This is a genomic window from Variovorax paradoxus (assembly GCF_024734665.1).
Lineage (GTDB): Bacteria > Pseudomonadota > Gammaproteobacteria > Burkholderiales > Burkholderiaceae_C > Variovorax.
This window is the reverse complement of sequence record NZ_CP102931.1, coordinates 1231659-1252718: the sequence shown is the minus strand read 5'-3', so window position 1 is coordinate 1252718 and position 21060 is coordinate 1231659. Positions and strand designations below refer to the sequence as shown.

Sequence of the window (21060 nt, the reverse complement as noted above, 5' to 3'; positions counted from 1 at the left end):
GGGCAAAAACCCCGGCTGTTCGGGCATTCGAATTCCGGGTGACTGTTGACAATCGTCGGCGAAACGAACAGGCCGCGGACGACATCACGGGCCATCCGGAATGAAATCTCTACACCGAATCTCCACTCCCACCATGGCAACGGCAACCGCCACGACGAAGGTGCACCCATGAGCACGGCGGCGCCCGCGGGTGCTTTGCCTGCGGCCGGCAACGGCCAGCCTGCGCTACTGGACCGCATGCGCGCACAGCCCCGGCTGCCGCTGATCATCGGAGGCGCGGCCCTGGTGGCCGCCGCTGCCGCGTTCATGCTCTGGAGCCGCGGGCCCGACTACAAGGTGCTCTACACCAACGTGTCGGACCGCGACGGCGGCGCGATCATCGCGTCGCTGCAGCAGATGAACGTGCCCTACAAGTTCGCCGACGGCGGCGGCGCGATCCTGATCGCGGGCGACAAGGTGGCCGAGACGCGCCTGAAGCTCGCGGCGCAGGGCCTGCCCAAGGCGGGCGGCGTGGGCTTCGAACTGATGGACAACCAGAAGTTCGGCACCAGCCAGTTCGCCGAGCAGGTCAACTACCAGCGCGGGCTCGAAGGCGAGCTGGCGCGCTCCATCGAATCCATCGGCGCCATCGAGTCGGCCCGCGTACACCTGGCGCTGCCCAAGCCCTCGCTCTTCGTGCGCGACCAGAAGAAGCCCTCGGCCTCGGTGGTGCTCGCGCTCGCACGCGGACGCAGCATCGACGAAGGCCAGGTCAGCGCCATCGTGCACATGGTGTCCAGCAGCGTGCCCGACCTCGACGCCAAGAGCGTGACCGTGGTCGACCAGCGCGGCAACCTGCTGTCTTCGGCGCGCGGCGGCGACCGCGGGCTGGACGTGAGCCAGCTCAAGTACGCGCAGGAGATCGAGCAGGGCTACATCCGCCGCATCGAGGCGATCCTGCAGCCCATCGTGGGCACGAACAATGTGCGCGCGCAAGTGGCGGCCGACATCGACTTCTCGGTGGTCGAGCACACCGACGAGAAATACAAGCCCAACCAGGACCCGACGCAGGTCGCCATCCGCAGCCAGCAGAGCAGCGAATCGGCGCAGCACGGCGGCGGGCAACCCGGCGGCGTGCCGGGCGCGCTGTCGAACCAGCCGCCGGTGAACCCGACCGCGCCAATCACCGGGCCTCGTGCGCCGAACGCACCGGGCACGCCGCCCGCGCCGGGAACACCCGGCGCTCCGGGTGCACCGGGCGTGGCTGGCTCCACGGCCAGCACCGCCCCCACCGGCCCGAGCAGCACGCGCAAGGACACCACCACCAACTACGAGCTCGACCGCACCATTCGCCACGTGCAGCAGGCCGCCGGCGGCGTGAAGCGCCTGTCGGTCGCCGTGGTGGTGAACAACCGCGATGCGGTGGATGCATCGGGCAAGAGCGGCAGCCGCGCGCTGACCCCAGCCGAGCTGGAGCAGATCCGCAATCTCGCCAAGGAAGCCATGGGCTTCAGCCAGGATCGCGGCGACTCGCTCAACGTGGTCAACAGTGCCTTCGCCCGCGACGCCGACAGCGCCCCCGCGCCCGAAGTGCCGTTCTGGCGCGACCGCGAGAACATCGAGCTCGGCAAGACGCTGGGCCAGTACCTGCTGTACGCCCTGATCGCGCTCTTCGCCTGGTTCGCCGTGCTGCGCCCGCTGATGCGCCGGCACCTGGCTCCCCCGGCTGCGGCTGCGGCATCCACCGGCCCCGCCTTCGCGCCGGTCGCAGAGCCAGACCCGAACGCGCCCTCTCCCGACGAAAGCCTGCGCGAGCGCGAGGCCAACCGCCGCAAGGCCGACATGGAATACGCCCACCAGGCCGCCGACAAGGACCCGAAGCTGGTGGCCACCCTGATCCAGCACTGGATGCACAACGATGAATAGCGAAATGGGAACCCGCAAGAGCGCCATCCTGCTGATGGCGCTGGGCGAAGACCGCGCCGCCGCCGCGCTGCACCAGCTGCCCACCTCCGAGGTGCAGGCGCTGGGCCTTGCAATGTCGAAGCTCAGCTCCGTCTCCAAGGACGAACTGGCCGCCGTGCTCTCCGAATTCCGCCACGAGACCGAACAGCTGTCGGCCCTGCACCTGGGCTCGACCAGCTACATCCGCGCCGTGCTGAAGAAGGCGCTGGGCGACGACCGCGCCAGCAACCTGCTCGAAGACATCCTGCAGCCCGACGAGCCGCACGGCGGCATCGAGCGGCTCAACGAGCTCGAGGCCGGCGAAGTGGCCGAACTCATCCGCGACGAGCATCCGCAGATCCTGGCAACGCTGCTCGTGCACCTGGACCGCATGAAGGCATCGGAAGTGTTGGAGAAGCTGCCGGCGCGGCTGCGCCACGACGTGATCATGCGCGTGGCCACCTTCGGCGGCGTGCAGCCGTCGGCGCTGAACGAGCTGACCGACGTGCTCACCGAGATGCTCGCGGGCCAGGGCGTGCGCCGCAGCCGCCTGGGCGGCGTGCGCACCGCGGCCGAGATCGTCAACCTCATGAGCACCGGCGTGGAAGAAGAAGCCATCGCCCATGTGCGCGAGCAGGACGAGGCGCTGGCCCAGCGCATCGTCGACGAGATGTTCGTGTTCGAGAACCTGCTGGGCCTGGAAGACCGCAGCATCCAGCGCCTGCTCAAGGACATCGAGTCCGACTCGCTCATCATCGCGCTCAAGGGCGCGCCGATGGAGCTGCGCGACAAGTTCCTCAACAACATGTCGCAACGCGCCGCCGAGACGCTGCGCGAAGACATGGAGCTGCGCGGCCCCGTGCGCGTGTCGCAGGTCGAGACCGAGCAGAAGGCCATCCTGCAAGTCGCCCGCCGTCTGGCGGAGGCTGGCGAAATCGTGATCGCGGCGCCTGGCACCGATGACTTCGTCTGACACCAACGGCGCCTTCGGCGAGTCGCGCGAACGGCTTGCCGCCATCCATGCCGCCGCGCGCCATGCGGCGGCCGGACCGAAGCCCGCCCCATCGCCCACGCTTTCGGCCTGGGAGCGCTGGGAGATGGGCACCATCGACGGCAAGGCGCCCGCCAGCCGCAATAAGGCCGCCGAGCGCAACGGCGCGCCGCCCGCGCCTCCCGCACCAAAGATTGACCTTGCCGACATCGCGCGCATCCGCAGGGAAGCCCGCATCGACGGCGAGGCCGAGGGCCGCGCCGCCGGGCTTGCCGAAGGCCGCAAGGTCGGTCACACCGAAGGACTGGCCACCGGCCTCGCGGCCGCCAGCGTGCATGCCGAGCGCCTGCGCGCGCTGGCCCAGTCGCTGCCCGATGCATTGCGCCGCGCAGAAGAAGAGCTTTCGCAGGCCGTGCTCGCGCTCGCGCTCGACGTGGCCCGCCAGGTGGTGCACCGCACGCTGAAGGCCGAGCCCGAATGGGTGCTGCCCGTGGTGCGCGACCTGCTCAACACCGAGCCCGCGCTGCGCGGTGAGCCGCGCCTGCTGCTGAACCCCGATGACGTGGCACTGGTGAAGAACAGCCTGGGCAACGAGATCGAAGCCGCCGGCTGGCAGGTGCGCGCAGACGACACCATCGCGCGCGGCGGCTGCCGCGTGCAGTCCGCCACCGGCGAACTCGACGGCACGCTCGGCACCCGCTGGAAGCGCGTGACCGCCTCGCTGCACGGCGACGCCGACGGGCAGGCCGACTCGCTCTGACGCCCATGCAAACCACCGCCGCCCCCAACGCCCATCTGCAAGCGGTGCGCGCTGCGCTGGAGAAGGCGCGCGCCAACGTCGCGCATTGCGAGACCACCATTGCCTCGGGCCGCCTCACACGCGCCGTCGGATTGGTGCTCGAAGCCGTGGGCCTGCAACTGCCCGTGGGCAGCGACTGCCTGATCGAACTGCCGCCCGGCCATCCGCAGCGCCACGCCGAAGCCGAGGTCGTGGGCTTTGCAGGTGACCGCCTGTTCCTGATGTCGCAGACCGAAGTGGCAGGCCTCGTGCCCGGAGCACGCGTGTTCGCGCGGCCCGGCGCGGCGGAGCCCGATGCAAACGGCATGATCGGCAACGCACACACCAAGCGCCTGCCCGTGGGCGAAGGCATGCTCGGCCGCGTGGTCGATGCGGCCGGCCGTCCGCTCGACGGGCTCGGTCCGCTCGACATTGCGCGCAAGGTGCCGCTGAGCTCGCCGCCCGTCAACCCGCTGTCGCGTGCGCCCATCGACTCGGTGCTCGACGTCGGCGTGCGCGCCATCAACGCGATGCTCACCGTCGGCCGCGGCCAGCGCATGGGCCTGTTCGCCGGCTCCGGCGTGGGCAAGAGCGTGCTGCTGGGCATGATGGCGCGTTACACCAGCGCCGAAGTCATCGTGGTCGGCCTGATCGGCGAACGCGGCCGCGAGGTGAAAGACTTCATCGAGAACACGCTGGGCGAAGAGGGCCTGGCCCGCGCGGTGGTGGTGGCCGCGCCTGCCGACAACTCGCCGCTGCTACGCCTGCAGGGTGCGGCCTATGCGACCTGCCTGGCCGAATACTTTCGCGACCGCGGCAAAGACGTGCTGCTCATCATGGACTCGCTCACTCGCTACGCGATGGCGCAGCGCGAGATTGCGCTGGCCGTGGGCGAGCCGCCTGCCACCAAAGGCTATCCGCCATCGGTGTTCGCCAAGCTGCCGGCATTGGTGGAGCGCGCGGGCAACGGCGCGCGCGATGCGCAGGGACGCGGCGGCTCGATCACCGCCTTCTATACGGTGCTGTCCGAGGGCGACGACCAGCAGGACCCGATTGCCGACTCGGCGCGCGCGATTCTCGACGGCCACGTGGTGCTCTCGCGCACGCTGGCCGAGGCCGGGCACTACCCCGCCATCGACATCGAGGCCTCCATCAGCCGCGCCATGACCGCGCTGATTCCGTCTTCGCAGTACGACTCGGTGCGCCGCTTCAAACAGATGCTCTCGCGCTACCAGCGCAACCGCGACCTGATCAGCGTGGGCGCCTACGCACCCGGGCACGACCTGCAGCTCGACCAGGCCATTGCGATGTATCCGCGCATCGAAGGCTTCCTTCAGCAGTCGATGGACGAACGCGCGGGCTATGCCGAGTCGATTGGGCACCTCGAAGGCCTGTTCGCGCCCGAACAGCGCGCATCCACGACGACAACAACACAAAGATTCAAGACATGACACGCAAGCTCCCCCTTGGCATGCTGATCGACCTGGCGCACACGCAGACCGACGACGCCGCACGGCGCCTGGGCGCACTGCAGAACGCGCACCTCAACGCCAGCCAGAAGCTCGAACTGCTGCTGCAGTACCGGCAGGACTACCACGACCAGCTCGATGCGCTGATGCGCGACGGCCTGCCCTCGTCGCAATGGCGCAACTACCGCAACTTTCTGGGCACGCTGGACGGCGCCATCGAGCAGCAGCGCGCCATCGCGGCGCAGACCGAGACCCGGCTCGACACCGGCCGCACCGACTGGCAGCAGCAGAAGCGCCGCCTGAGCTCCTTCGACACGCTGGCCGAGCGCGTGCGCATGCAGGAAATGATGGCCGAGGCCAAGCGCGAGCAGCGCGACAGCGACGAGCGCTCGGCGCGCAAGTTCTTCGACCGCGCCTCGCATCCGACTCTTTGATCTTCACGCAGGAACCGACATGACTCCCATGATCACGCCCCCCGTCATGACGAACGCAACCAGCCAGCCAGCCGCGCAGACCGGCGTGCGCAACAGCGGCGCGGACGAAGACCAGGGCCGCAGCTTTGGCGCGGCACTGGAGCGTTCGCGCGCGAACAACGGCAACCGCGCCGACGCGACGACGAAAGACGGCGCACAGGATGTCGCCGCCATCGACCGCAAGCCGGTGCGCAAGCCCGGTGCAGATGAAGACACGAAGAAAGAAGACGCGCTGCCCGCGGACCCGAACCTCGCCTTTCTCGGAACAGCGCACACGCCACTGCACGCGCTGACGCTCGCGGGGCGCTCTGCTCAACAGCAGCAAGGTGAAGGCGCAGCCGATGCCACCGCCGCAACGGCGCCCGCCGGTACAGCAGCAGACATTCCGCTGGACCCCGCTCTGCAGACCGCTGCCGCGAAGGCGCTTGGTGCCGATGCGGCCGTCGCCGATGCATCGGCCGCACCCGAAACCGCCGTGGCCTCGAAAGATGCCGCCACGAAACCCGCGACGGCCGCACTGCCCGCCACCCAGGCTGCGCAACTCCAGGCCGACGCCGCGCCGGCCACCTCGCTGCACGAACTTGCCCGTGCCGCCATCGCGGCACAGACCATGTCCGTCGGCATCGCGAAGCCCGCATCCGCCCCCGCCGGTTCGCCAGTCGGCACCGCTGCGACCGGCCGCGGCGCAGCAGCGCGCACGCCCGTGAGCGCCACCACCGCCGAGCAACTGGCCAGCGCTGCGCAGCAACCCGAAGCGGCCGACGATACGCAAGCCAAGGCCGCGCCCATTGCGGCAGTGGCAGCCGCGACCGCCAGCGACACGGACGCCCAGCCACCCGTGGCACCCATCGCGCTCCAGCAGCCCGCCGCGATAGCAACCGCTTCATCAGACGGCGCGAACGACACGGCCGCCACACGCGCCCCCGTGCACACCATCGCCCCCGAAGTCGGCAGCGACAAATGGGCGCCGGCCCTCGGCCAGCAACTGGCGCGCATGAGCACCAGCGGCAATCACACGGCCGAACTCAACCTGAACCCCGCCGGCCTCGGCCCGCTCAAGGTCACGCTGTCGATGGGCGACAACCAAGCGCAAGCCATGTTCGTATCGGCCCATGAAAGCGTGCGCAAGGCCATCGAGGCCGCGCTGCCGCAGCTGCGCAATTCGCTGTCGGAGCAAGGCATCACGCTGGGCCAGACCTCGGTCGGCGCGGAAACCCGCCAGCCCTTCGGCAACGACGCCGCCTTTGCACAGCAACAAAGCCAGCAACAGCAGCAGAACGCCGCGCGGCAGCAGGCAGCCTCCCCGTATCCCGGCGCGGGCCGCACCACGGCCAGCGCACCGGTGGCGCCCCTGGCCGCCGTGCGCACGGGTGCTTCCAGCAACGCAGCCGGGGTGGACACCTTCGCCTGAGGCCCGGCAACACATACACGCCCCCGCCCGCGACGGCGCCCTGTGCGGCGCCCCGCAATGAACGGATATGAAACGCTTTTGTGCGCTTGTTCGGCCGTTCGTCAGCGAGGGACTTCGCAAAGAATAGATCGGACAAGAAAAACCGCTTAACCATGGCTACCTCATCACCCGCCGCAACTGTCGCACCGGCCATCTCCGCAACGCTGGCCCCACGCCGCTCCTCGAAGCTGCTGATCGGAATCGTGATCGCCGTCGGCCTGATCGCTGCCGGCGGCGCGGCCGCGTATGTCTTCTTGCCCCGCTTCATGGGCACCGCCTCCACCGAAACGGCCAAGGCGCCGACACCCGAGAAGCCCATCTTCCTGACGCTCGAGCCGTTGACCGTCAACCTGCAGTCGGAAGGCCGCGGCCGCTTCCTGCAGATCGGCATGGCGCTGCGCGTGCGCGACGAGCAGACCAAGGCGCAGCTCGTCGAATTCATGCCCGAAGTGCGCAGCCGCCTGCTGCTCCTGCTGTCGAACCGCGCGCCCGAATCGGTGGTGGCGCCGGAAGACAAGGCCAAGCTGGCCGAGGAGATCCGCAAAGCGCTGAGCACCCCGCTGGCCCCGGATACGCCCGAACTGGGCATCTCCAGCGTCTCTTTCAACACGTTCGTCGTGCAGTGACCACCTTTTCCTTCGGACAAGCGATCCATGGCGTATGAACAGGTGCTCTCCCAGGACGAGGTCGATGCGCTTCTGCAAGGCGTCACCGGCGGAGACCTCGACCAGGCGGCCTCCCCCGCACCACCGAAGGACGGCCTGCCGGCCTACGACCTCGGCGCGCCCGACCGCGTGGTGCGCAACCGCATGCACACGCTGGAGGTCATCAACGACCGCTTTGCGCGCGGCCTGCGCGGCGCGCTGCTGAATTTCATGCGCCGCAGCCCCGATATCTCGGTGGGGCCGGTGCAGATCCAGCAGTACGGCGAGTTCGTGCGGCACCTGCCGGTGCCCGCGAACATCAACATGATCCACATGAAGCCGCTGCGCGGCACCGCCCTCTTCGTGTTCGACCCGAAGCTGGTGTTTCTCGTGGTGGACAACCTGTTCGGCAGCGACGGCCGCTACCACGTGCGCGTGGAAGGCCGCGACTTCACGCGCACCGAGCAGCGCATCATCAAGCGCCTGCTCGACCTGTCGCTGCAGTGCTATGGCGACGCGTGGCAGCCGGTGTTTCCGCTGGACTTCGACTACGTGCGCGCCGAGATGCACGGCAAGCTCGCCAACATCGTCGCGCCCAACGAGGTGGTGATCAACACCACGCTGCAGATCGAGTTCGGCCCCGTCGGCGGCTTCCTGCACGTGTGCATTCCCTACTCGATGATCGAGCCGATCCGCGACCTGCTGTCCAACCCGATCCAGGACGAGGTCGAGGTAGACAAGCGCTGGGTCAAGCAGATGTCGCGCCAGATGCAGGCCGCCGACGTCGAGCTGGTGGCCGACTTCGTGACCATGCCATCGACGCTGGGCGAAGTGATGAAGCTGCAGATCGGCGACGTCATTCCCATCGAGCTGCCCGAGACGGTCGTCGCCAAGGTCGGCGGCGTGCCGGTGATGGAGTGCGGCTACGGCACCTCCAACGAGCGCTATGCGCTGCGCGTGCAACACATGATCTCCCACCAAGACAGCGATTTGAAGAACGACCATGACTGACAACACCTCTTCCGGCAGCAGCGACGCGGACGACTGGGCCAGCGCCCTGGCCGAGCAGACGGCCGCCTCGGCCCCTGCCGCCGCCGAACCCGCCCCTGCACCCACATTCGCGCCCGCCACCGCGCAGGTTTTCCAGCAGATCCAGGACGCACCGCCTCCCGCGCACTCGTCCTCCACGCCGGTGGACATCGCACGCGTGCTCGACGTGCCGGTGCAGCTCACCGCCGAGATCGGCCGCACGCGCATCACCATCAAGAACCTGCTGCAGCTGTCGCAGGGCTCGGTGGTGGAGCTCGACGGCCTGGCCGGCCAGCCGCTGGACGTGCTGATCAACGGCTACCTCATTGCGCAAGGCGAGGTGGTGGTGGTGAACGAGAAGTACGGCATTCGCCTGACCGACATCGTCACGCCCTCCGAGCGCATGCAGAAGCTCGCGCGCGCATGAGCCTGCCAACAGTGCCCACGCCCGTTCACGACGTGGCTCCGGCCGCCGTCGGCGCCACGGGCCTGCTGCAGGCCGGCTTCGGCATGGCGGCGGTGATCGGCCTGATCTTTCTGTGCGCCTGGCTGGCGCGGCGCTTCGGCCTTCAGCGCCTGGGCGGCGGCCAACTGGTGAAGGTGGTGTCGAGCGCCGCGGTAGGCCAGCGCGAACGCGTGGTCGTGGTGGAAGTGGGCGACACCTGGCTGGTGCTGGGCGTCACGCCGAGCCAGGTCAACACACTGCACACGCTGCCGGCACAGGCCCATGCGGCTGCTGCAGCGCCGGCGTCGTCCTCGGTCGCACCCACACCCGTCGAACTCTTCGCCCGCAAGCTGCGCGAAGCCCTCTCGGGCAAGCCGCATCGTCCTGCCCCATGAAGAACCCCGCATTGCGCCGCGGCTTGCGCGCCGCGCTGCTGTTGCTCGCCGCCACGCTGCTGCCCGCCGTTGCATGGACTCAGGGCCTGCCCGGCATCACCAGCACGCCCGGCCCCGGCGGCAGCCAGACCTGGTCGCTGAGCGTGCAGACCATGGTGCTGCTGACCTCGCTCACCTTCCTGCCCGCGCTGCTGCTGTCGATGACCAGCTTCACGCGCATCCTCATCGTGCTGGGCCTGCTGCGCACCGCCATCGGCACGCAGACCTCGCCACCCAACCAGATTCTGGTGGGGCTGTCGCTCTTCCTCACCTTCTTCGTGATGTCACCGGTGCTCGACAAGGCCTACAACGAGGCCTACAAGCCCTTCTCCGAGAACAAGATCAGCGTCGACACCGCGTTGGAGCGCGGCATAGCGCCCTTCAAGACCTTCATGCTCAAGCAGACCCGCGAGAACGACCTGGCCCTGTTCGCCCGGCTCGCCAAGGTGCCCGAGATGCAGGGCCCCGAAGACGTGCCGCTGCGCATACTGCTGCCCTCCTTCGTCATCAGCGAGCTGAAGACCGCGTTCCAGATCGGCTTCACCATCTTCATACCGTTTCTCATCATCGACCTCGTGGTGGCCAGCGTGCTGATGTCCATGGGCATGATGATGGTGCCGCCTGCTTCCATTGCGCTGCCCTTCAAGCTGATGCTCTTCGTGCTGGCCGACGGCTGGCAACTGCTCATCGGTGCGCTCGCGCAAAGCTTCTACCTCTAGGTACGCAGAGATGAACCCCGAATCCGTCATGACCATGGGCTACAGGGCCATGGAAATCTCGCTGCTCATCGGCGCGCCGCTGCTGCTGGTGGCACTGGTCATCGGCCTGATCGTGAGCATCTTCCAGGCGGCCACGCAGATCAACGAAGCCACGCTGTCCTTCATTCCCAAGCTGCTGGCCGTGTTCGCGACGCTCGTGATTGCAGGACCGTGGATGCTCGACCGCATGCTCGACTACATCCGCGCGCTGTTCGCCGGCATTCCGCAGATGCTGGCGTGACGTGATGTGATTTGACGTGACCCCGTCGATCATCTCGGTCACCTCGGCCCAGCTCGAGGGCTGGATGGTGGCCTTTCTCTGGCCCTTTGTGCGCATGCTCGCACTGGTGAGCACCGCGCCGATCTTCGGCGAAGCATGGGTGCCACGGCCCGTGAAAGTGGCCATTGCCGCCATGCTGGCCTTCGTGATCTCGCCCACCATCGGGCCGTTGCCCACGGTGCCGGTGGTGTCCGCAGGTGGCGTGTGGATCATCGTGCAGCAGGTGCTGATCGGCGTGGCCATGGGCTTCACCGTGCGGCTGGTGTTCACCGCCGTGCTGGCCGCGGGCGAATACATCGGCCTGCAGATGGGCTTGTCGTTCGCATCGTTCTTCGACCCGATGAGCCATGGCAGCACCATGGTGGTGTCGCGCCTGCTGAACATGCTGGCGATGCTGATCTTCCTGGCGCTCGACGGGCATCTGCTGATGGTGAATGCGCTGGCAGAGAGCTTTCACACACTGCCGATTGCCGATGCGCCGCTTGCGTCTGGTGGGTGGATGTTTCTGGTGCTGGCCGGGGGCGACATCTTTGCCAGCGGGCTGATGCTGGCGTTGCCGCTGATTACCGCGCTGCTTACGCTGAACCTGGCGATGGGCATCCTGAACCGCGCATCGCCGCAGTTCAGCATTTTTGCGGTGGGGTTTCCGCTGACGCTGCTGGCGGGGATTTTCATGATGCAGCTGTTGATGCCGAATCTGGGGGCGTTTCTGGAGCCTCGGTTTGGAGAGGCTGTGGGGAACATGTTGCGGGTTACGCAGGGGTTGCGGCCTTGATTCAAAGGTGATGCAAAGGACCCGGATCGCATGAAGATCCAAACTGGTGCATCAAACTGATTAATCAGTTGGCATGGGATCTGCTTGATCAGATTCATGCCATCTTCCACCGACATCAGCGAACGGATCGTCGAGGCCGTCCTCGCCAAGAAGCTCGCACCGGGTGCTCGCCTCGGCGAGCAGCAACTGTGCGATCTCTTCGATGCACCGCGTGCGGTGGTGCGCGAGGCGCTCACCACCTTGTCGGTCCGCGGCATGGTGAAGGCCAGCGCGCGTCGCGGGTGGTACCTGGTCGAGCTGTCGCTGGAGGAAGCCCAGGCCGCTTTCGACGCACGCCTCGTGATCGAGACCGGCCTCATTCGGTGCAGCAAGCCTCCGGCCTCCAAGGCGCTGCAGCGGCTGCGCACGCACCTGAAGCGTCAGCGCGAAGCGGTCGAAGGCACCGATGTGGGAGCGCGCAGCTTCCTGCTGGGAGACTTTCACGTCTGCCTGGCCGAATGCCTGGGAAACAGCGTGCTCGCGGCCACGGTTCGCGACCTCACCGCACGCACGATGCTGATCGCCTTGCGCTACCAGTCGGAAGACGAGGCTGCGCACTCCTTCAGCGAGCACAGCGCCATCGTCGAGGCGCTGGAAGCCGGCGACATGGCCCTGGCCGAACAGCGCGTCTTCGCCCACCTGTCGACCTGGCAACTCAAGCTGCGGGTACCCGCTGACCAGACGCCCGACCCGTTGGCCGGGCTGCGGCTCGCGCTCACGCCGCTGTCTGCGCCCCGGTGAAGCATCCCCTGCCACGCGCCCCCGATTTCCCTGCCGATTTCTTCTCAACGCCCATCCCAACCTCGGAGCACGCCATCATGTTCAGCAAACGCTACCTTTCCCTCGGCCTCGCAGCCGCCCTCACCTTTCTCGCCGCCGGCGCCTCGCACGCACAGAACGCGCTGGACACGATCACGAAGAGCAAGACGGTCCGGATCGCGATTCCCACCGACTTTCCGCCCTACGGCTCGGTCGGCCCGGACATGGCGCCCCAGGGGCTGGACATCGAGGTCGCGCGGCTGATCGCCGGCAAGCTCGGCGCCAAGGTCGAATTGATTCCGGTCTCGACGGCGAACCGCATCCCTTATCTGCAGACCAAGAAGGCCGACCTCGTGATCTCCACGCTGGGCAAGAACCCGGAGCGCGAGAAAGTCATCGACTTCACGGTCGCCTACTCGCCCTTCTTCATCGCCGTGTTCGGCCCGAAGACGCTGTCCGTGAAGGCGCCGGCCGAGCTCGCGGGCAAGTCCATCTCCGTCACGCGCGGCTCCGTGGACGACGCGGAACTCACCAAGGTGGCACCGGCCTCCGTGGAGTTGCGCCGCTTCGAGGACAACAACGCGACCATCTCGGCCTTTGTCGCCGGACAGACGCAGCTGGTGGCAACCAGCGCCCAGGTGGCGAGCACCATGATGGCGAAGAACCCGCAACTTGGGAGCGAGCTCAAGTTCGTGCTGAAGGATTCCCCGAACTTCGTCGGCGTGGCCAAGGGAGAGGACGCGCTGCGGCTCAAGGTCAACGAGATCTTGCTCGATGCGAAGAAGAGCGGCGAACTCGACAAGCTGGCTGTCAAGTGGCTGGGCCGCCCCGCCGGCGATTTGCCGCAGTAAGGCGCGCCCACGACATGAACGAGCCATGGCGCCTCAGTGCGGCGCAGTTGACCGCCGGGTACGCAAAGCAGTTGTTCACGCCCCTCGACGCGCTGCAGGCGTGCCTGGCACGCGCCGAGGTTTGCGAGCCGTCGCTCAACGCCTTCGTGGCACTCGACCGGGAAGGTGCGCGGCGCGCGGCGGCGTCCAGCGCGGCACGCTGGGCCACCGGCCGGCCGCTGGGCCCGCTCGACGGCGTGCCAATGAGCGTCAAGGACAACATGCACGTCGCGGGTCTTCCCACGTCGTGGGGAAGCAAGCTGCTGCAGGGCTTTGTCGCGTCGCACGACGAGCTGCCCGTGGCGCGCCTACGCGCGGCAGGCGCCGTGCTGTTCGGCAAATCGAACCTGCCTGAATTCGCGATGCAGGGCTACACCTCCAACGCCCTGCACGGCACGACCCGGAACCCCTGGCACACCGCGCTGACGCCGGGCGGATCGTCGGGCGGCGCTGCGGCGGCGGTCGCGGCGGGCCTGGGGCCGCTGGCCTTGGCTACCGATGGCGGCGGCTCCATCCGCCGGCCTGCATCGCATTGCGGTCTTGTGGGATTCAAGCCTTCGCGGGGCCTCGTGCGCAGGGAGCGCAGCTTGCCCGAGATATTCCTCGACTACGAAGTGGCCGGCGGAATCGGTCGCTGCGTGAAAGACGTACAGCATCTGACGGCGGCGATCGCGGGATCGCGCCTGGAGGCCAGCCGGCCCTCGCTGTCTCGCATTCTTTTCGTGCCCCGCTTCGGCACCCATGCCGTCGACCCTCGCATCGCCGCGTCGGTGCGTCGCGCGGCCGAAGGTTTCGCCGCGTTGGGGCATGCAGTGGACGAAGCACAACAGCAGGTGAACTGGTCGGAGGCGATCAACGCACTGTGGCCGACGCTTTCCAATGCAGGGCTCGCCTGGATGCTCCAGCGCGCATGGCAATGGCCCGAGTTCGGATTGCCCGAAGGCGTTCACCCGGATCTCTCACGCTGCGGCGCGGTCGCGCAGGCGAATTTCGACGCCGGCCTGAAGCTCGATGCATCCGGCCTGTTCGATGTACTGGCGGAAGTGCGTGAGCTCGAGCGACAGATGGAAGTCGTCTTCGCCCGCTACGACTTCATCCTCACACCGGCGACGGCCGCCCTGCCCTGGCCCTGCGAGCAGAGCCACCCCGAGCGGATTGCGGACACGGAAGTCGGCCCGCGCGGGCATGCCGTCTTCACCGCCTTCGCCAATGCCGCGGGCCTGCCGGCCATTGCATTGCCAAGCGCGCATGCAGAGGGCCTGCCGACCGGCATCCAGTTGGTCGCATCGGCCGGCCACGATGCCGAACTGCTGGCATTGGCCATGCAGTATGAGGAGGCCTTTCCATGGCCTGCGCTGTGGGACGAAGGGTTTCGCTCAACGGGCTGAAATGAGGAGGTTCCACCCGGCATTTGGGTTGGAACTGCGGGCCACAGGGGCATCTCGCTCCTCTCGATCGCAGATGTCTGCGTGGCTATACTGCGCCCGTCATGTCAAAAACAGGCGTGATCGGGATTGGCGTCCCGAGTAACTGCTGCGACGAAAGCCGCAGATTTCTTCGCAGAGACTCTGCGGCTTTGTCGTTCGTGCCTCCAGTTTTGGCGGCTCGAGCAGGGAGCCGCGAGGCTCGCCGGTTTGCGCAAGCAGTTCCCGGTACGCCAACCTGTTCGAGCTGCCGCCTCCAATTGGCGTTGGGTGCGGCGGTTTATGCAAAACCGAACTGTTTGGAGGCCATTCATGGCTGCATCCGCTCGCGCGTCCGCGCACGTCTCTTCATTTCCCGAATCTTCTGAAACTGCCAGTGTTGAATCGCTTGCGCTACAGGCATGCGATGACATCGACAGTCTTCACGAGGTGCAGCGCGCGTATGCGGGCCTCGAGAAGCTCATCGTTCCACAGGGAGTGAACGATACGGAAGAGGTTTATCCGACACGCACCGAACTTAGCGCGTTGGTGCGGGTGGTCAATGAGGAACTGCAGCGGCGGATCGCAACAGCCGATATCACGATGCAGTCGCTGCGTGTTGCCTTGGGCGGAGGCGACGTGCAATGAATGCCTTCAAGGTTGTTGATGCTTGGGTGCGTCTGCCCAACAGAGTTCTAGAAAGCTCAAAGCTTAGGGCCGGCGTCACCAAACCGGCAGTGACCCAGCCCTGACCAGCAGGGAGTCATGACCCAAGTCTTCGCCGGGTAGCTCTCCGTCCCGCTTTATCAGCCACATCAACTCGACACGACGATTATTCGGTGGAATAGTTTTTTGCTCGCAAATCGTCGACGGTTTCCTGCAACTTTTCGAACATCTCTGTCACATTGACATTTTCGCCTCGCTCAAACCGCTTAGAAATTATTGTCAGCGGAAATAACAATAACGAAGTCTGTTTATATCTAATTGCAGGATCTCGACCATACTCATCGTCAACCATGCACCATTCATAATCATCTTGCGATTTGATAAAAATCCTGCCAAAAGCCAAACCTAGTGCCTGAAGCAAATAAGTAGCCTCTGGCTCAAGGAGCTTAGAGTCGAGGACATTCTGAATCGTTGCTAGATCAGTTCGATTGCCCACTAGAGAAACGCCTGAAGCCGCCAACGCCAATTCCGAAGCATGCTCAATCTGTGCCAATATAGCTTGATACTCTGCATGCGATGGTACTTCGATTTTTTGTTCCATGAATGCTCAATAACTGGACAAGCGGACTCTCTCGAGATGTGCTCTATTGAAGAAAATCCCCTTAGTCCTCGCCAAAACGCTCGCTGTATTCTTTGTACTCTCCGAAAGCTGGCCCTATTCTTGTGACCAGAAAACCGACAGTATGGCTTGTTGTATTTTCTCTCAATCGATCGGCGTGCACATCGAGGTGCTGCAAAATGACCTGTAGTTCTTTTTGAGTAAAGCGCTCGCGAATTGGCTTTTGACTGTACCGGCTTACGTCTTCAATTGAATAAGGCACCCCACTTTGGCCAAACTTCCATTTCCCACCATCATTGGCGCAATATATTACTCTCGTCTCATCACCATTCAAATATGATTCAAAAATCTCTGCGCCATATCGGCCCGAGCCATTTTTAGCATTAAATGTATGAAGGACAGACAAAACTCTTATCGCGAGACATTCACATTTCCTCGATAAAATTGGCGCAATGCCAGCATCCGTGCCTCCTCGCCCATTGTCGACTGCAAGAATCCATCCGTTGCCAATCTCTAAAAACAACCATTTTGTTATTACCGGGGAAACCAAAGGATTGATGATGTCGAGAAGTTGACTGGGCGCTCCGCTCAATTTTTCAATAACAACCTTGTCTGGCACCGAAGAAAGAACTACATTATTTTGCCATTCGGAAAAAACCTCGGCGAGTAACTTCAAATCGGTTTTGAAAGCACAAAATCCTCCGACCAGGATTCGATCATAAAAACTTTGACTCATAAGCGGCAATTCAATCTATTCTTCGTAGATCGACCAATCCATTCGGATCATTTGCATTGAGTCGATCAGCGTGCCCAGGGCCGCGATTTGAATTTGATCCATCAAATTCAACATACTCTCTCCTCCTTGTGGCCTGGTTTGTACCCTGAACATCAGGCCGACCGATTCCAACTCGCGTCCCGTTCGCATCTACTTGCTGTTGGTTAACTCGTATATCACGATAGTTAGCCTCACGCATGCGCCTAACTTCATCCTGCGCCGCCTGATTCTGGGTTGGGCTCTTACCGATTGGACGATTGGTCGGCAGCGGTGGGGGCGGCGTTGGGTTTACACGAACATCTTGCGGCAGCCGAGGACAAAATCCACCACTGGCGCTACTACCACCGGTACCACTACCGCCGCCACCGGTGCCACCACCGCCGCCACGACCGACCCCCGTCAGCCCATTCCCACCGCCAACTGGTCCAGTTGGACCACCCGGGCCACCACCGCCGCCTCGCATTGGCTCGAAATCAAGTGGCTGCATGGGCTTCGCTGCCAATCCATCTGGATCAGCCCAATTCAGAGGGTCCGCATCGACATAGCCGAACCGATTCCATCCACCATCGAGCCCGATAGGGTCGCCCTGCGTATACCGCCCGATGGTCGGGATGTAGGTCCTGTACCCGTTGTAGAACAGCCCCGACTCTTCATCCGCATACTGCCCCGGATACCTCAGGTTGAACTTCACCTCCGAGATGCTCGTGGTGCCCGGGTTTGGTGTTGTTTCAGTGTTGGCAAACCGGTACCTCGCCAGCGTCGGCTTGTCCTCCCCGAACGCGCTGTAGCCCCACTGCCAGACAGCCTGGCCGTCTGCGTTCGTCAGCTTCCTCGGCGTGTTCAGGTGGTCACTGTGAACGGCGTAGGTGTTGCCATTGATCACCGCCGCAATCGGCATCGGCCCATTGCCCGTCGGCAGATAGATGTACTGGCTCTGCCCCGCACTGTTCGTGCCCCCGCTGCCCACCTCCGCGATCAGCGTGCCCTGCTCGTCGTAGACATACGCGTAGCCCAACTGCTCTGCTTGGTTGTTGGCCGGGCTCCACAGCTTCGTGAAGAACGCGATCAGGCTCTGCATGAAGCCCGGGTCGGCCTCATCGCCCTGGCTGGGCGGATACAGCGGCTCCGTCTTGAACACCCGCTGCCCCAGCGCGTTGTGCGCATACCGCGTGGTCGGGCTGACATCGGTCGCGCCCGTCGTCGCTGCCGCCAGCCGGCCTTCAGCGTCGTAGGTGTAGCTGCGCAGGCCATCGGTGAGCAGGTCGCCGTTGGCGTTGTAGCCGTAGGTGACGCTGGTGCTGCTCGCGCCGTTGATGGTCTGGGTGAAGCCCGTGAGCTGGTTGCTTGCTGACCCCACCGTGTAGGTGCGGTTGGTGCTCGTGCCATTGAGTGCCCGGGTGGTGCTGCTGCGGTTGCCGTTGGCGTCGTAGCCGAAGCCGGCCGTGTTGCCCGTGGCGTTGAAGCTCACGATGCGCCCCACCGCGCTGTAGCCCACGCTCCAGGTGACGTTGGCATTGGCGACGGTGCTGTGGGTCGGGTCGGTGTCGCCGGGCTGGTAGAGGTTCTGCGTGAGGCTCGTGATGCGCCCGGCTGCGTCGTAGGTGTAGCTGCTGAACTCGGTGGCGGTCAGGCGGCCTGCGGTGTCGTAGGTGCGGCTGGCTGCGATGGAGGGGCTCGCGAACGCCCAGCTCCATGCCGTGGGCTGGCCCAGCGGGTTCCAGGCGATGCCGGTGACCAGCGGGTTGCCGTTCAGGCTCAGGCCTGTGAGGCGACCGGTGCTGTCGTAGCTGTGCGTGAGCACGCCGCCGCCGTTGGGGTAGCCGATGCTGGCCAGCGTGCCGTTGGGGTTGTAGGCGTAGCTGACCTGCTGGACGCTTCCGTTGGCCAGGGTCTGCTTCTTGAGGGTGACCCGGCCGAAGGTGTCGCGGGTGTACTCGGTGGTGCCGCTGCGGTCGACGATCTCGGACAGGTATCCCTTGCTGTTGGCCGTGAGGTCGTAGCGCAGGGTGGTGGTCTTGCCGTCGGCGAAGACCAGGCCGGTCGGGCGGCCCAGGGCATCGCGGGTGATGGTTGTCGCCTGGCCCAGGGCGTCGGTGATCTGGCTGGGCAGGCCGAGGTTGTCGTACTGGGTGCTCGCTCCACCCGTATCGGCGCTGCTCTCGGCCGTCGCGTTGCCTTGGGCGTCGCGGGTGTAGGCGGTGGCCACGCCCTTGAAGTCTTTGGCTTCGGTGACGGCGTCCAGGGCGTTGTACTTGAAGGACGCGGTCCGTCCTTCAGCATTGGTGAAATCCTTCAGACGACGCAATCTGTCTAAGCCGTACTGCGTGTATTGGTTCAATGCATTTTTTGTTCGACCCAAATCACCGTTGCCGTCGTACTCAAAGGATTCAGTCTGGTTTGTGCCTTCGGTCTTGCTTGACAGTCGGTTGATGCTATTGATCGTCCGAGCCACGCTCCAGGCGACATTACCGGCGCTGTCCTTGATCTGCTCGGCGGTGCGATTGCCCATGCCGTCCAGGGTGTAGGTGCCGCTCTCGCCTCGGTTGTTGCTCCAGCCCGTGAGTCGATGAGCTGCGTCGTAGGTGTAGGTCTGGACGAGGCCTGTGGGCAGCGTCACTGTTTCGACATTGCCAAAGGGCTTGTAGGTGATCGTGGTTTGCTGTCCACCGACAGTCTGGGTCAGCAGGCGGTCGCGCAGGTCGTAGGTGTAGGTGGCAACGAGGCCGTTGGGGGCTGTCGAACCTGCAACACGGTTGGCGTTATCGTAGGTGTACGTAGTGACGTGACCCAGCGCGTTCGTCGATGTGAGGACGTTGCCCCGGGTGTCGTAGGTGTAACTGGTGACTGCGCCGTTGGGTTCTGTGGCTGTGTCAACGAGCTGCGACGTGTTGTAGGTCCACTGCCAGAGCTGGGCCTTGTTGGTCGCCGTGTCGGTGATGGTTCTCGACAACGTGTTGCCGAGCGCGTCGTAGTTATAGGCGCTGGTGCGTCCAGACTCAGTTACCAAGATTGGTAGGCTAAAGGTCGAGTGCCATTGAGTTGTCACTGTCCGTGCGTCGGGAGTGCCAGAGGCGTACACCACGGTCGTAGGAAGGCGACGGGCGGTATCCCATGTCGTCGTAGTAACGGAACCCTTGAAGTCAGTCTCTGATGTCGTAAGACCGTAGGTGTTTTGTACGCGACTACTCGCGTCTGCTGCGCCATCAGATGATGGCAACGAGCCGCTGGTCACGACAGCGCTACGCTCCCTGGTGTCATACCAGTAGGTTCGGGTCGTACCAAGCGGATCCTTCACCGTCGAACCAGGGTTTGAGTTTGCTGGATAAGCAACCTCATACCGCTCGGCGCCACCGGCCAGTTCGCTCGTTATAGGTCGGCCCTTCGCATCGTATGTAAACGTCCCCCAGCGGTCTCCCGATTCGCTGTTGATTCCTGTCAAGGCCTGCGGAAATGCAGTGTTCTCGTACAGAAAAGTGCGCGATGTGCCATCAGCGCGGGTTACAGAGGACAGTCTGCCCAGTGCATCATAGGAATACCCAATCAGTCGAGCATCAGAAGTCACGATGGAGCCCAATTGCCCCAACGAGTTGTAAGAAATAACGAGGCTTCGACCAAAGCCATTGGCAACCACGGCTAGTCGATCGGTGCTGTCGTAAGCGAAGGTCGTGATCCAGCCATTCCGCTCCATCTGACTTACGATCTTCCCCGCAGCATCAAAAGTAAGAACAACATTGTCATCAGCTCGTTGGTAGAACCAACCTCCGGAGGAGAGCTGCGTCAGAGAGTCCCCACTTCCAGTGGTTATCCAACTGGTTGAGTTGCTGCTTCTACTAAAGAGGCGGACGTTTCCTTCTGGTGCGACTACGGCAACATCCACCGGATTTCCACTTGGCGTTGCAACCAGACGAAACGCGTAGCTGTGGGTCCAGCTTTGACCTAGGCCAACATTCGGATGATTGGGGTCGAATCCCCAGTTGCTTCTGTATATGCGCGAAAAACCAAGGGGGGATGGCCCTGAATCGCGCCAATCGACCTCATTGCGATACTTCTCTGCAGTCACCAGATCGATAGGATTCTTGGTGAAAAGCCCATCAGCCCGGCAACTTTGGCCTGGTGCAGGTTGAGTCGCAGAAAGTGCGGCCTCAGTCTTTGCGCTCTTCTCGCACTGCGCACACGGCTTTGGCTGCAATCCGGGAAAGAGATTCCATTGCTCGTACACGCCCGTGTCTCTGGTGATTAGCAGCGTGTACCAGTTGTAGTAGCCAACATAGTATCCGGACGAAAGCGTGCAGGTTGCTGACAGCCAACCTTGGTTCGGCATGCCGATTGTCCGCAAGCAATCAGCTTCAGCATCAGCTTGAGTGGTAAAGCTCCACGTGGAATTAGGACCTGCAAAGGCACCACCGCAAAGAACCACGATGTAAATTGCGAAGACCCCGCGCACGATGTACCTGAGTCCT

At 64.4% G+C, this 21060-nt stretch carries 20 protein-coding genes; 17 read left to right on the top strand and 3 right to left on the bottom strand.

The window, feature by feature from the left end; translation table 11 throughout:
* The first annotated feature begins 168 nt into the window (after nt 1–168).
* The 17 genes from fliF to NWF24_RS05890 all read left to right on the top strand — a co-directional run bounded on the left by fliF (nt 169) and on the right by NWF24_RS05890 (nt 15188).
* Nucleotides 169–1905 (top strand): flagellar basal-body MS-ring/collar protein FliF, encoded by a 1737-nt coding sequence (gene fliF, locus NWF24_RS05970; RefSeq protein ID WP_258353392.1) that lies wholly within the window; start codon nt 169–171, stop codon nt 1903–1905.
* Nucleotides 1898–2896: a flagellar motor switch protein FliG gene (fliG, locus tag NWF24_RS05965; protein WP_093058557.1), complete on the top strand. Its 999-nt coding sequence runs from the start codon at nt 1898–1900 to the stop codon at nt 2894–2896. The genes fliF and fliG overlap by 8 nt, the downstream gene beginning before the upstream one ends.
* On the top strand, nt 2883–3674 hold the full coding sequence (gene fliH, locus NWF24_RS05960; RefSeq protein WP_258353391.1) for a flagellar assembly protein FliH: 792 nt from the start codon (nt 2883–2885) through the stop codon (nt 3672–3674). Before fliG ends, fliH begins: the two co-directional genes overlap by 14 nt.
* A gap of 5 nt (nt 3675–3679) precedes the next feature.
* Entirely contained in the window at nt 3680–5143 is a 1464-nt protein-coding gene (fliI, locus tag NWF24_RS05955; protein WP_258353390.1) for a flagellar protein export ATPase FliI, read from the top strand.
* A complete protein-coding gene (fliJ, locus tag NWF24_RS05950) occupies nt 5140–5595 on the top strand; it encodes a flagellar export protein FliJ (protein WP_258353389.1) in 456 nt (151 codons plus the stop codon). Before fliI ends, fliJ begins: the two co-directional genes overlap by 4 nt.
* 28 nt (nt 5596–5623) lie before the next feature.
* On the top strand, nt 5624–7045 hold the full coding sequence (locus tag NWF24_RS05945) for a flagellar hook-length control protein FliK (RefSeq protein WP_258353388.1): 1422 nt from the start codon (nt 5624–5626) through the stop codon (nt 7043–7045).
* A gap of 152 nt (nt 7046–7197) precedes the next feature.
* Nucleotides 7198–7710, top strand: coding sequence for a flagellar basal body-associated protein FliL (gene fliL / locus NWF24_RS05940; RefSeq protein ID WP_258353387.1), 513 nt, complete (start codon nt 7198–7200; stop codon nt 7708–7710).
* A 27-nt stretch (nt 7711–7737) separates the two neighbouring features.
* Nucleotides 7738–8739 carry a flagellar motor switch protein FliM gene (gene fliM, locus NWF24_RS05935; protein ID WP_093058551.1) on the top strand — a complete coding sequence of 334 codons (1002 nt, stop codon included), beginning with the start codon at nt 7738–7740 and terminating at the stop codon, nt 8737–8739.
* Nucleotides 8732–9184, top strand: coding sequence for a flagellar motor switch protein FliN (gene fliN, locus NWF24_RS05930; protein ID WP_258353386.1), 453 nt, complete (start codon nt 8732–8734; stop codon nt 9182–9184). Before fliM ends, fliN begins: the two co-directional genes overlap by 8 nt.
* Complete coding sequence (gene fliO, locus NWF24_RS05925; protein WP_258353385.1) at nt 9181–9597, top strand: flagellar biosynthetic protein FliO; 417 nt, start codon at nt 9181–9183, stop codon at nt 9595–9597. The genes fliN and fliO overlap by 4 nt, the downstream gene beginning before the upstream one ends.
* A complete protein-coding gene (fliP, locus tag NWF24_RS05920) occupies nt 9594–10355 on the top strand; it encodes a flagellar type III secretion system pore protein FliP (RefSeq protein ID WP_258353384.1) in 762 nt (253 codons plus the stop codon). The genes fliO and fliP overlap by 4 nt, the downstream gene beginning before the upstream one ends.
* 10 nt (nt 10356–10365) lie before the next feature.
* Complete coding sequence (gene fliQ, locus NWF24_RS05915; RefSeq protein ID WP_093178182.1) at nt 10366–10635, top strand: flagellar biosynthesis protein FliQ; 270 nt, start codon at nt 10366–10368, stop codon at nt 10633–10635.
* Between the two features lie 28 nt (nt 10636–10663).
* Nucleotides 10664–11449: a flagellar biosynthetic protein FliR gene (gene fliR, locus NWF24_RS05910; RefSeq protein ID WP_258355247.1), complete on the top strand. Its 786-nt coding sequence runs from the start codon at nt 10664–10666 to the stop codon at nt 11447–11449.
* Between the two features lie 96 nt (nt 11450–11545).
* Nucleotides 11546–12229: a GntR family transcriptional regulator gene (locus tag NWF24_RS05905; protein WP_258353383.1), complete on the top strand. Its 684-nt coding sequence runs from the start codon at nt 11546–11548 to the stop codon at nt 12227–12229.
* A 77-nt stretch (nt 12230–12306) separates the two neighbouring features.
* Nucleotides 12307–13098, top strand: a complete 792-nt coding sequence (locus NWF24_RS05900) for a transporter substrate-binding domain-containing protein (protein WP_258353382.1) — start codon at nt 12307–12309, stop codon at nt 13096–13098.
* 14 nt (nt 13099–13112) lie between these two features.
* The gene (locus NWF24_RS05895; protein WP_258353381.1) at nt 13113–14525 is read left to right on the top strand and encodes an amidase; all 1413 of its coding nucleotides are present in this window, start codon (nt 13113–13115) and stop codon (nt 14523–14525) included.
* A 348-nt stretch (nt 14526–14873) separates the two neighbouring features.
* Nucleotides 14874–15188 (top strand): hypothetical protein, encoded by a 315-nt coding sequence (locus NWF24_RS05890; protein ID WP_258353380.1) that lies wholly within the window; start codon nt 14874–14876, stop codon nt 15186–15188.
* Nucleotides 15189–15372: 184 nt separating this feature from the next.
* Here the strand turns inward: NWF24_RS05890 and NWF24_RS05885 are convergent, their stop codons facing one another.
* The 3 genes from NWF24_RS05885 to NWF24_RS05875 all read right to left on the bottom strand — a co-directional run bounded on the left by NWF24_RS05885 (nt 15373) and on the right by NWF24_RS05875 (nt 20921).
* Complete coding sequence (locus NWF24_RS05885; RefSeq protein ID WP_258353379.1) at nt 15373–15807, bottom strand: DUF3806 domain-containing protein; 435 nt, start codon at nt 15805–15807, stop codon at nt 15373–15375.
* Nucleotides 15808–15868: 61 nt separating this feature from the next.
* Nucleotides 15869–16561, bottom strand: a complete 693-nt coding sequence (locus NWF24_RS05880) for a hypothetical protein (protein ID WP_258353378.1) — start codon at nt 16559–16561, stop codon at nt 15869–15871.
* 10 nt (nt 16562–16571) lie between these two features.
* Nucleotides 16572–20921 (bottom strand): RHS repeat-associated core domain-containing protein, encoded by a 4350-nt coding sequence (locus NWF24_RS05875; RefSeq protein ID WP_258353377.1) that lies wholly within the window; start codon nt 20919–20921, stop codon nt 16572–16574.
* Nucleotides 20922–21060 lie beyond the last annotated feature (139 nt).

Excerpts from the sequence above, each read along its gene's own strand:
- fliF (WP_258353392.1), top strand. The coding sequence starts at position 169 with ATGAGCACGGCGGCGCCCGCGGGTGCTTTGCCTGCGGCCGGCAACGGC.
- fliG (WP_093058557.1), top strand. The coding sequence starts at position 1,898 with ATGAATAGCGAAATGGGAACCCGCAAGAGCGCCATCCTGCTGATGGCG.
- fliH (WP_258353391.1), top strand. The coding sequence starts at position 2,883 with ATGACTTCGTCTGACACCAACGGCGCCTTCGGCGAGTCGCGCGAACGG.
- fliI (WP_258353390.1), top strand. The coding sequence starts at position 3,680 with ATGCAAACCACCGCCGCCCCCAACGCCCATCTGCAAGCGGTGCGCGCT.
- fliJ (WP_258353389.1), top strand. The coding sequence starts at position 5,140 with ATGACACGCAAGCTCCCCCTTGGCATGCTGATCGACCTGGCGCACACG.
- NWF24_RS05945 (WP_258353388.1), top strand. The coding sequence starts at position 5,624 with ATGATCACGCCCCCCGTCATGACGAACGCAACCAGCCAGCCAGCCGCG.
- fliL (WP_258353387.1), top strand. The coding sequence starts at position 7,198 with ATGGCTACCTCATCACCCGCCGCAACTGTCGCACCGGCCATCTCCGCA.
- fliM (WP_093058551.1), top strand. The coding sequence starts at position 7,738 with ATGGCGTATGAACAGGTGCTCTCCCAGGACGAGGTCGATGCGCTTCTG.
- fliN (WP_258353386.1), top strand. The coding sequence starts at position 8,732 with ATGACTGACAACACCTCTTCCGGCAGCAGCGACGCGGACGACTGGGCC.
- fliO (WP_258353385.1), top strand. The coding sequence starts at position 9,181 with ATGAGCCTGCCAACAGTGCCCACGCCCGTTCACGACGTGGCTCCGGCC.
- fliP (WP_258353384.1), top strand. The coding sequence starts at position 9,594 with ATGAAGAACCCCGCATTGCGCCGCGGCTTGCGCGCCGCGCTGCTGTTG.
- fliQ (WP_093178182.1), top strand. The coding sequence starts at position 10,366 with ATGAACCCCGAATCCGTCATGACCATGGGCTACAGGGCCATGGAAATC.
- NWF24_RS05905 (WP_258353383.1), top strand. The coding sequence starts at position 11,546 with ATGCCATCTTCCACCGACATCAGCGAACGGATCGTCGAGGCCGTCCTC.
- NWF24_RS05900 (WP_258353382.1), top strand. The coding sequence starts at position 12,307 with ATGTTCAGCAAACGCTACCTTTCCCTCGGCCTCGCAGCCGCCCTCACC.
- NWF24_RS05895 (WP_258353381.1), top strand. The coding sequence starts at position 13,113 with ATGAACGAGCCATGGCGCCTCAGTGCGGCGCAGTTGACCGCCGGGTAC.
- NWF24_RS05890 (WP_258353380.1), top strand. The coding sequence starts at position 14,874 with ATGGCTGCATCCGCTCGCGCGTCCGCGCACGTCTCTTCATTTCCCGAA.
- NWF24_RS05885 (WP_258353379.1), bottom strand. The coding sequence starts at position 15,807 with ATGGAACAAAAAATCGAAGTACCATCGCATGCAGAGTATCAAGCTATA.
- NWF24_RS05880 (WP_258353378.1), bottom strand. The coding sequence starts at position 16,561 with ATGAGTCAAAGTTTTTATGATCGAATCCTGGTCGGAGGATTTTGTGCT.
- NWF24_RS05875 (WP_258353377.1), bottom strand. The coding sequence starts at position 20,921 with ATGCCGAACCAAGGTTGGCTGTCAGCAACCTGCACGCTTTCGTCCGGA.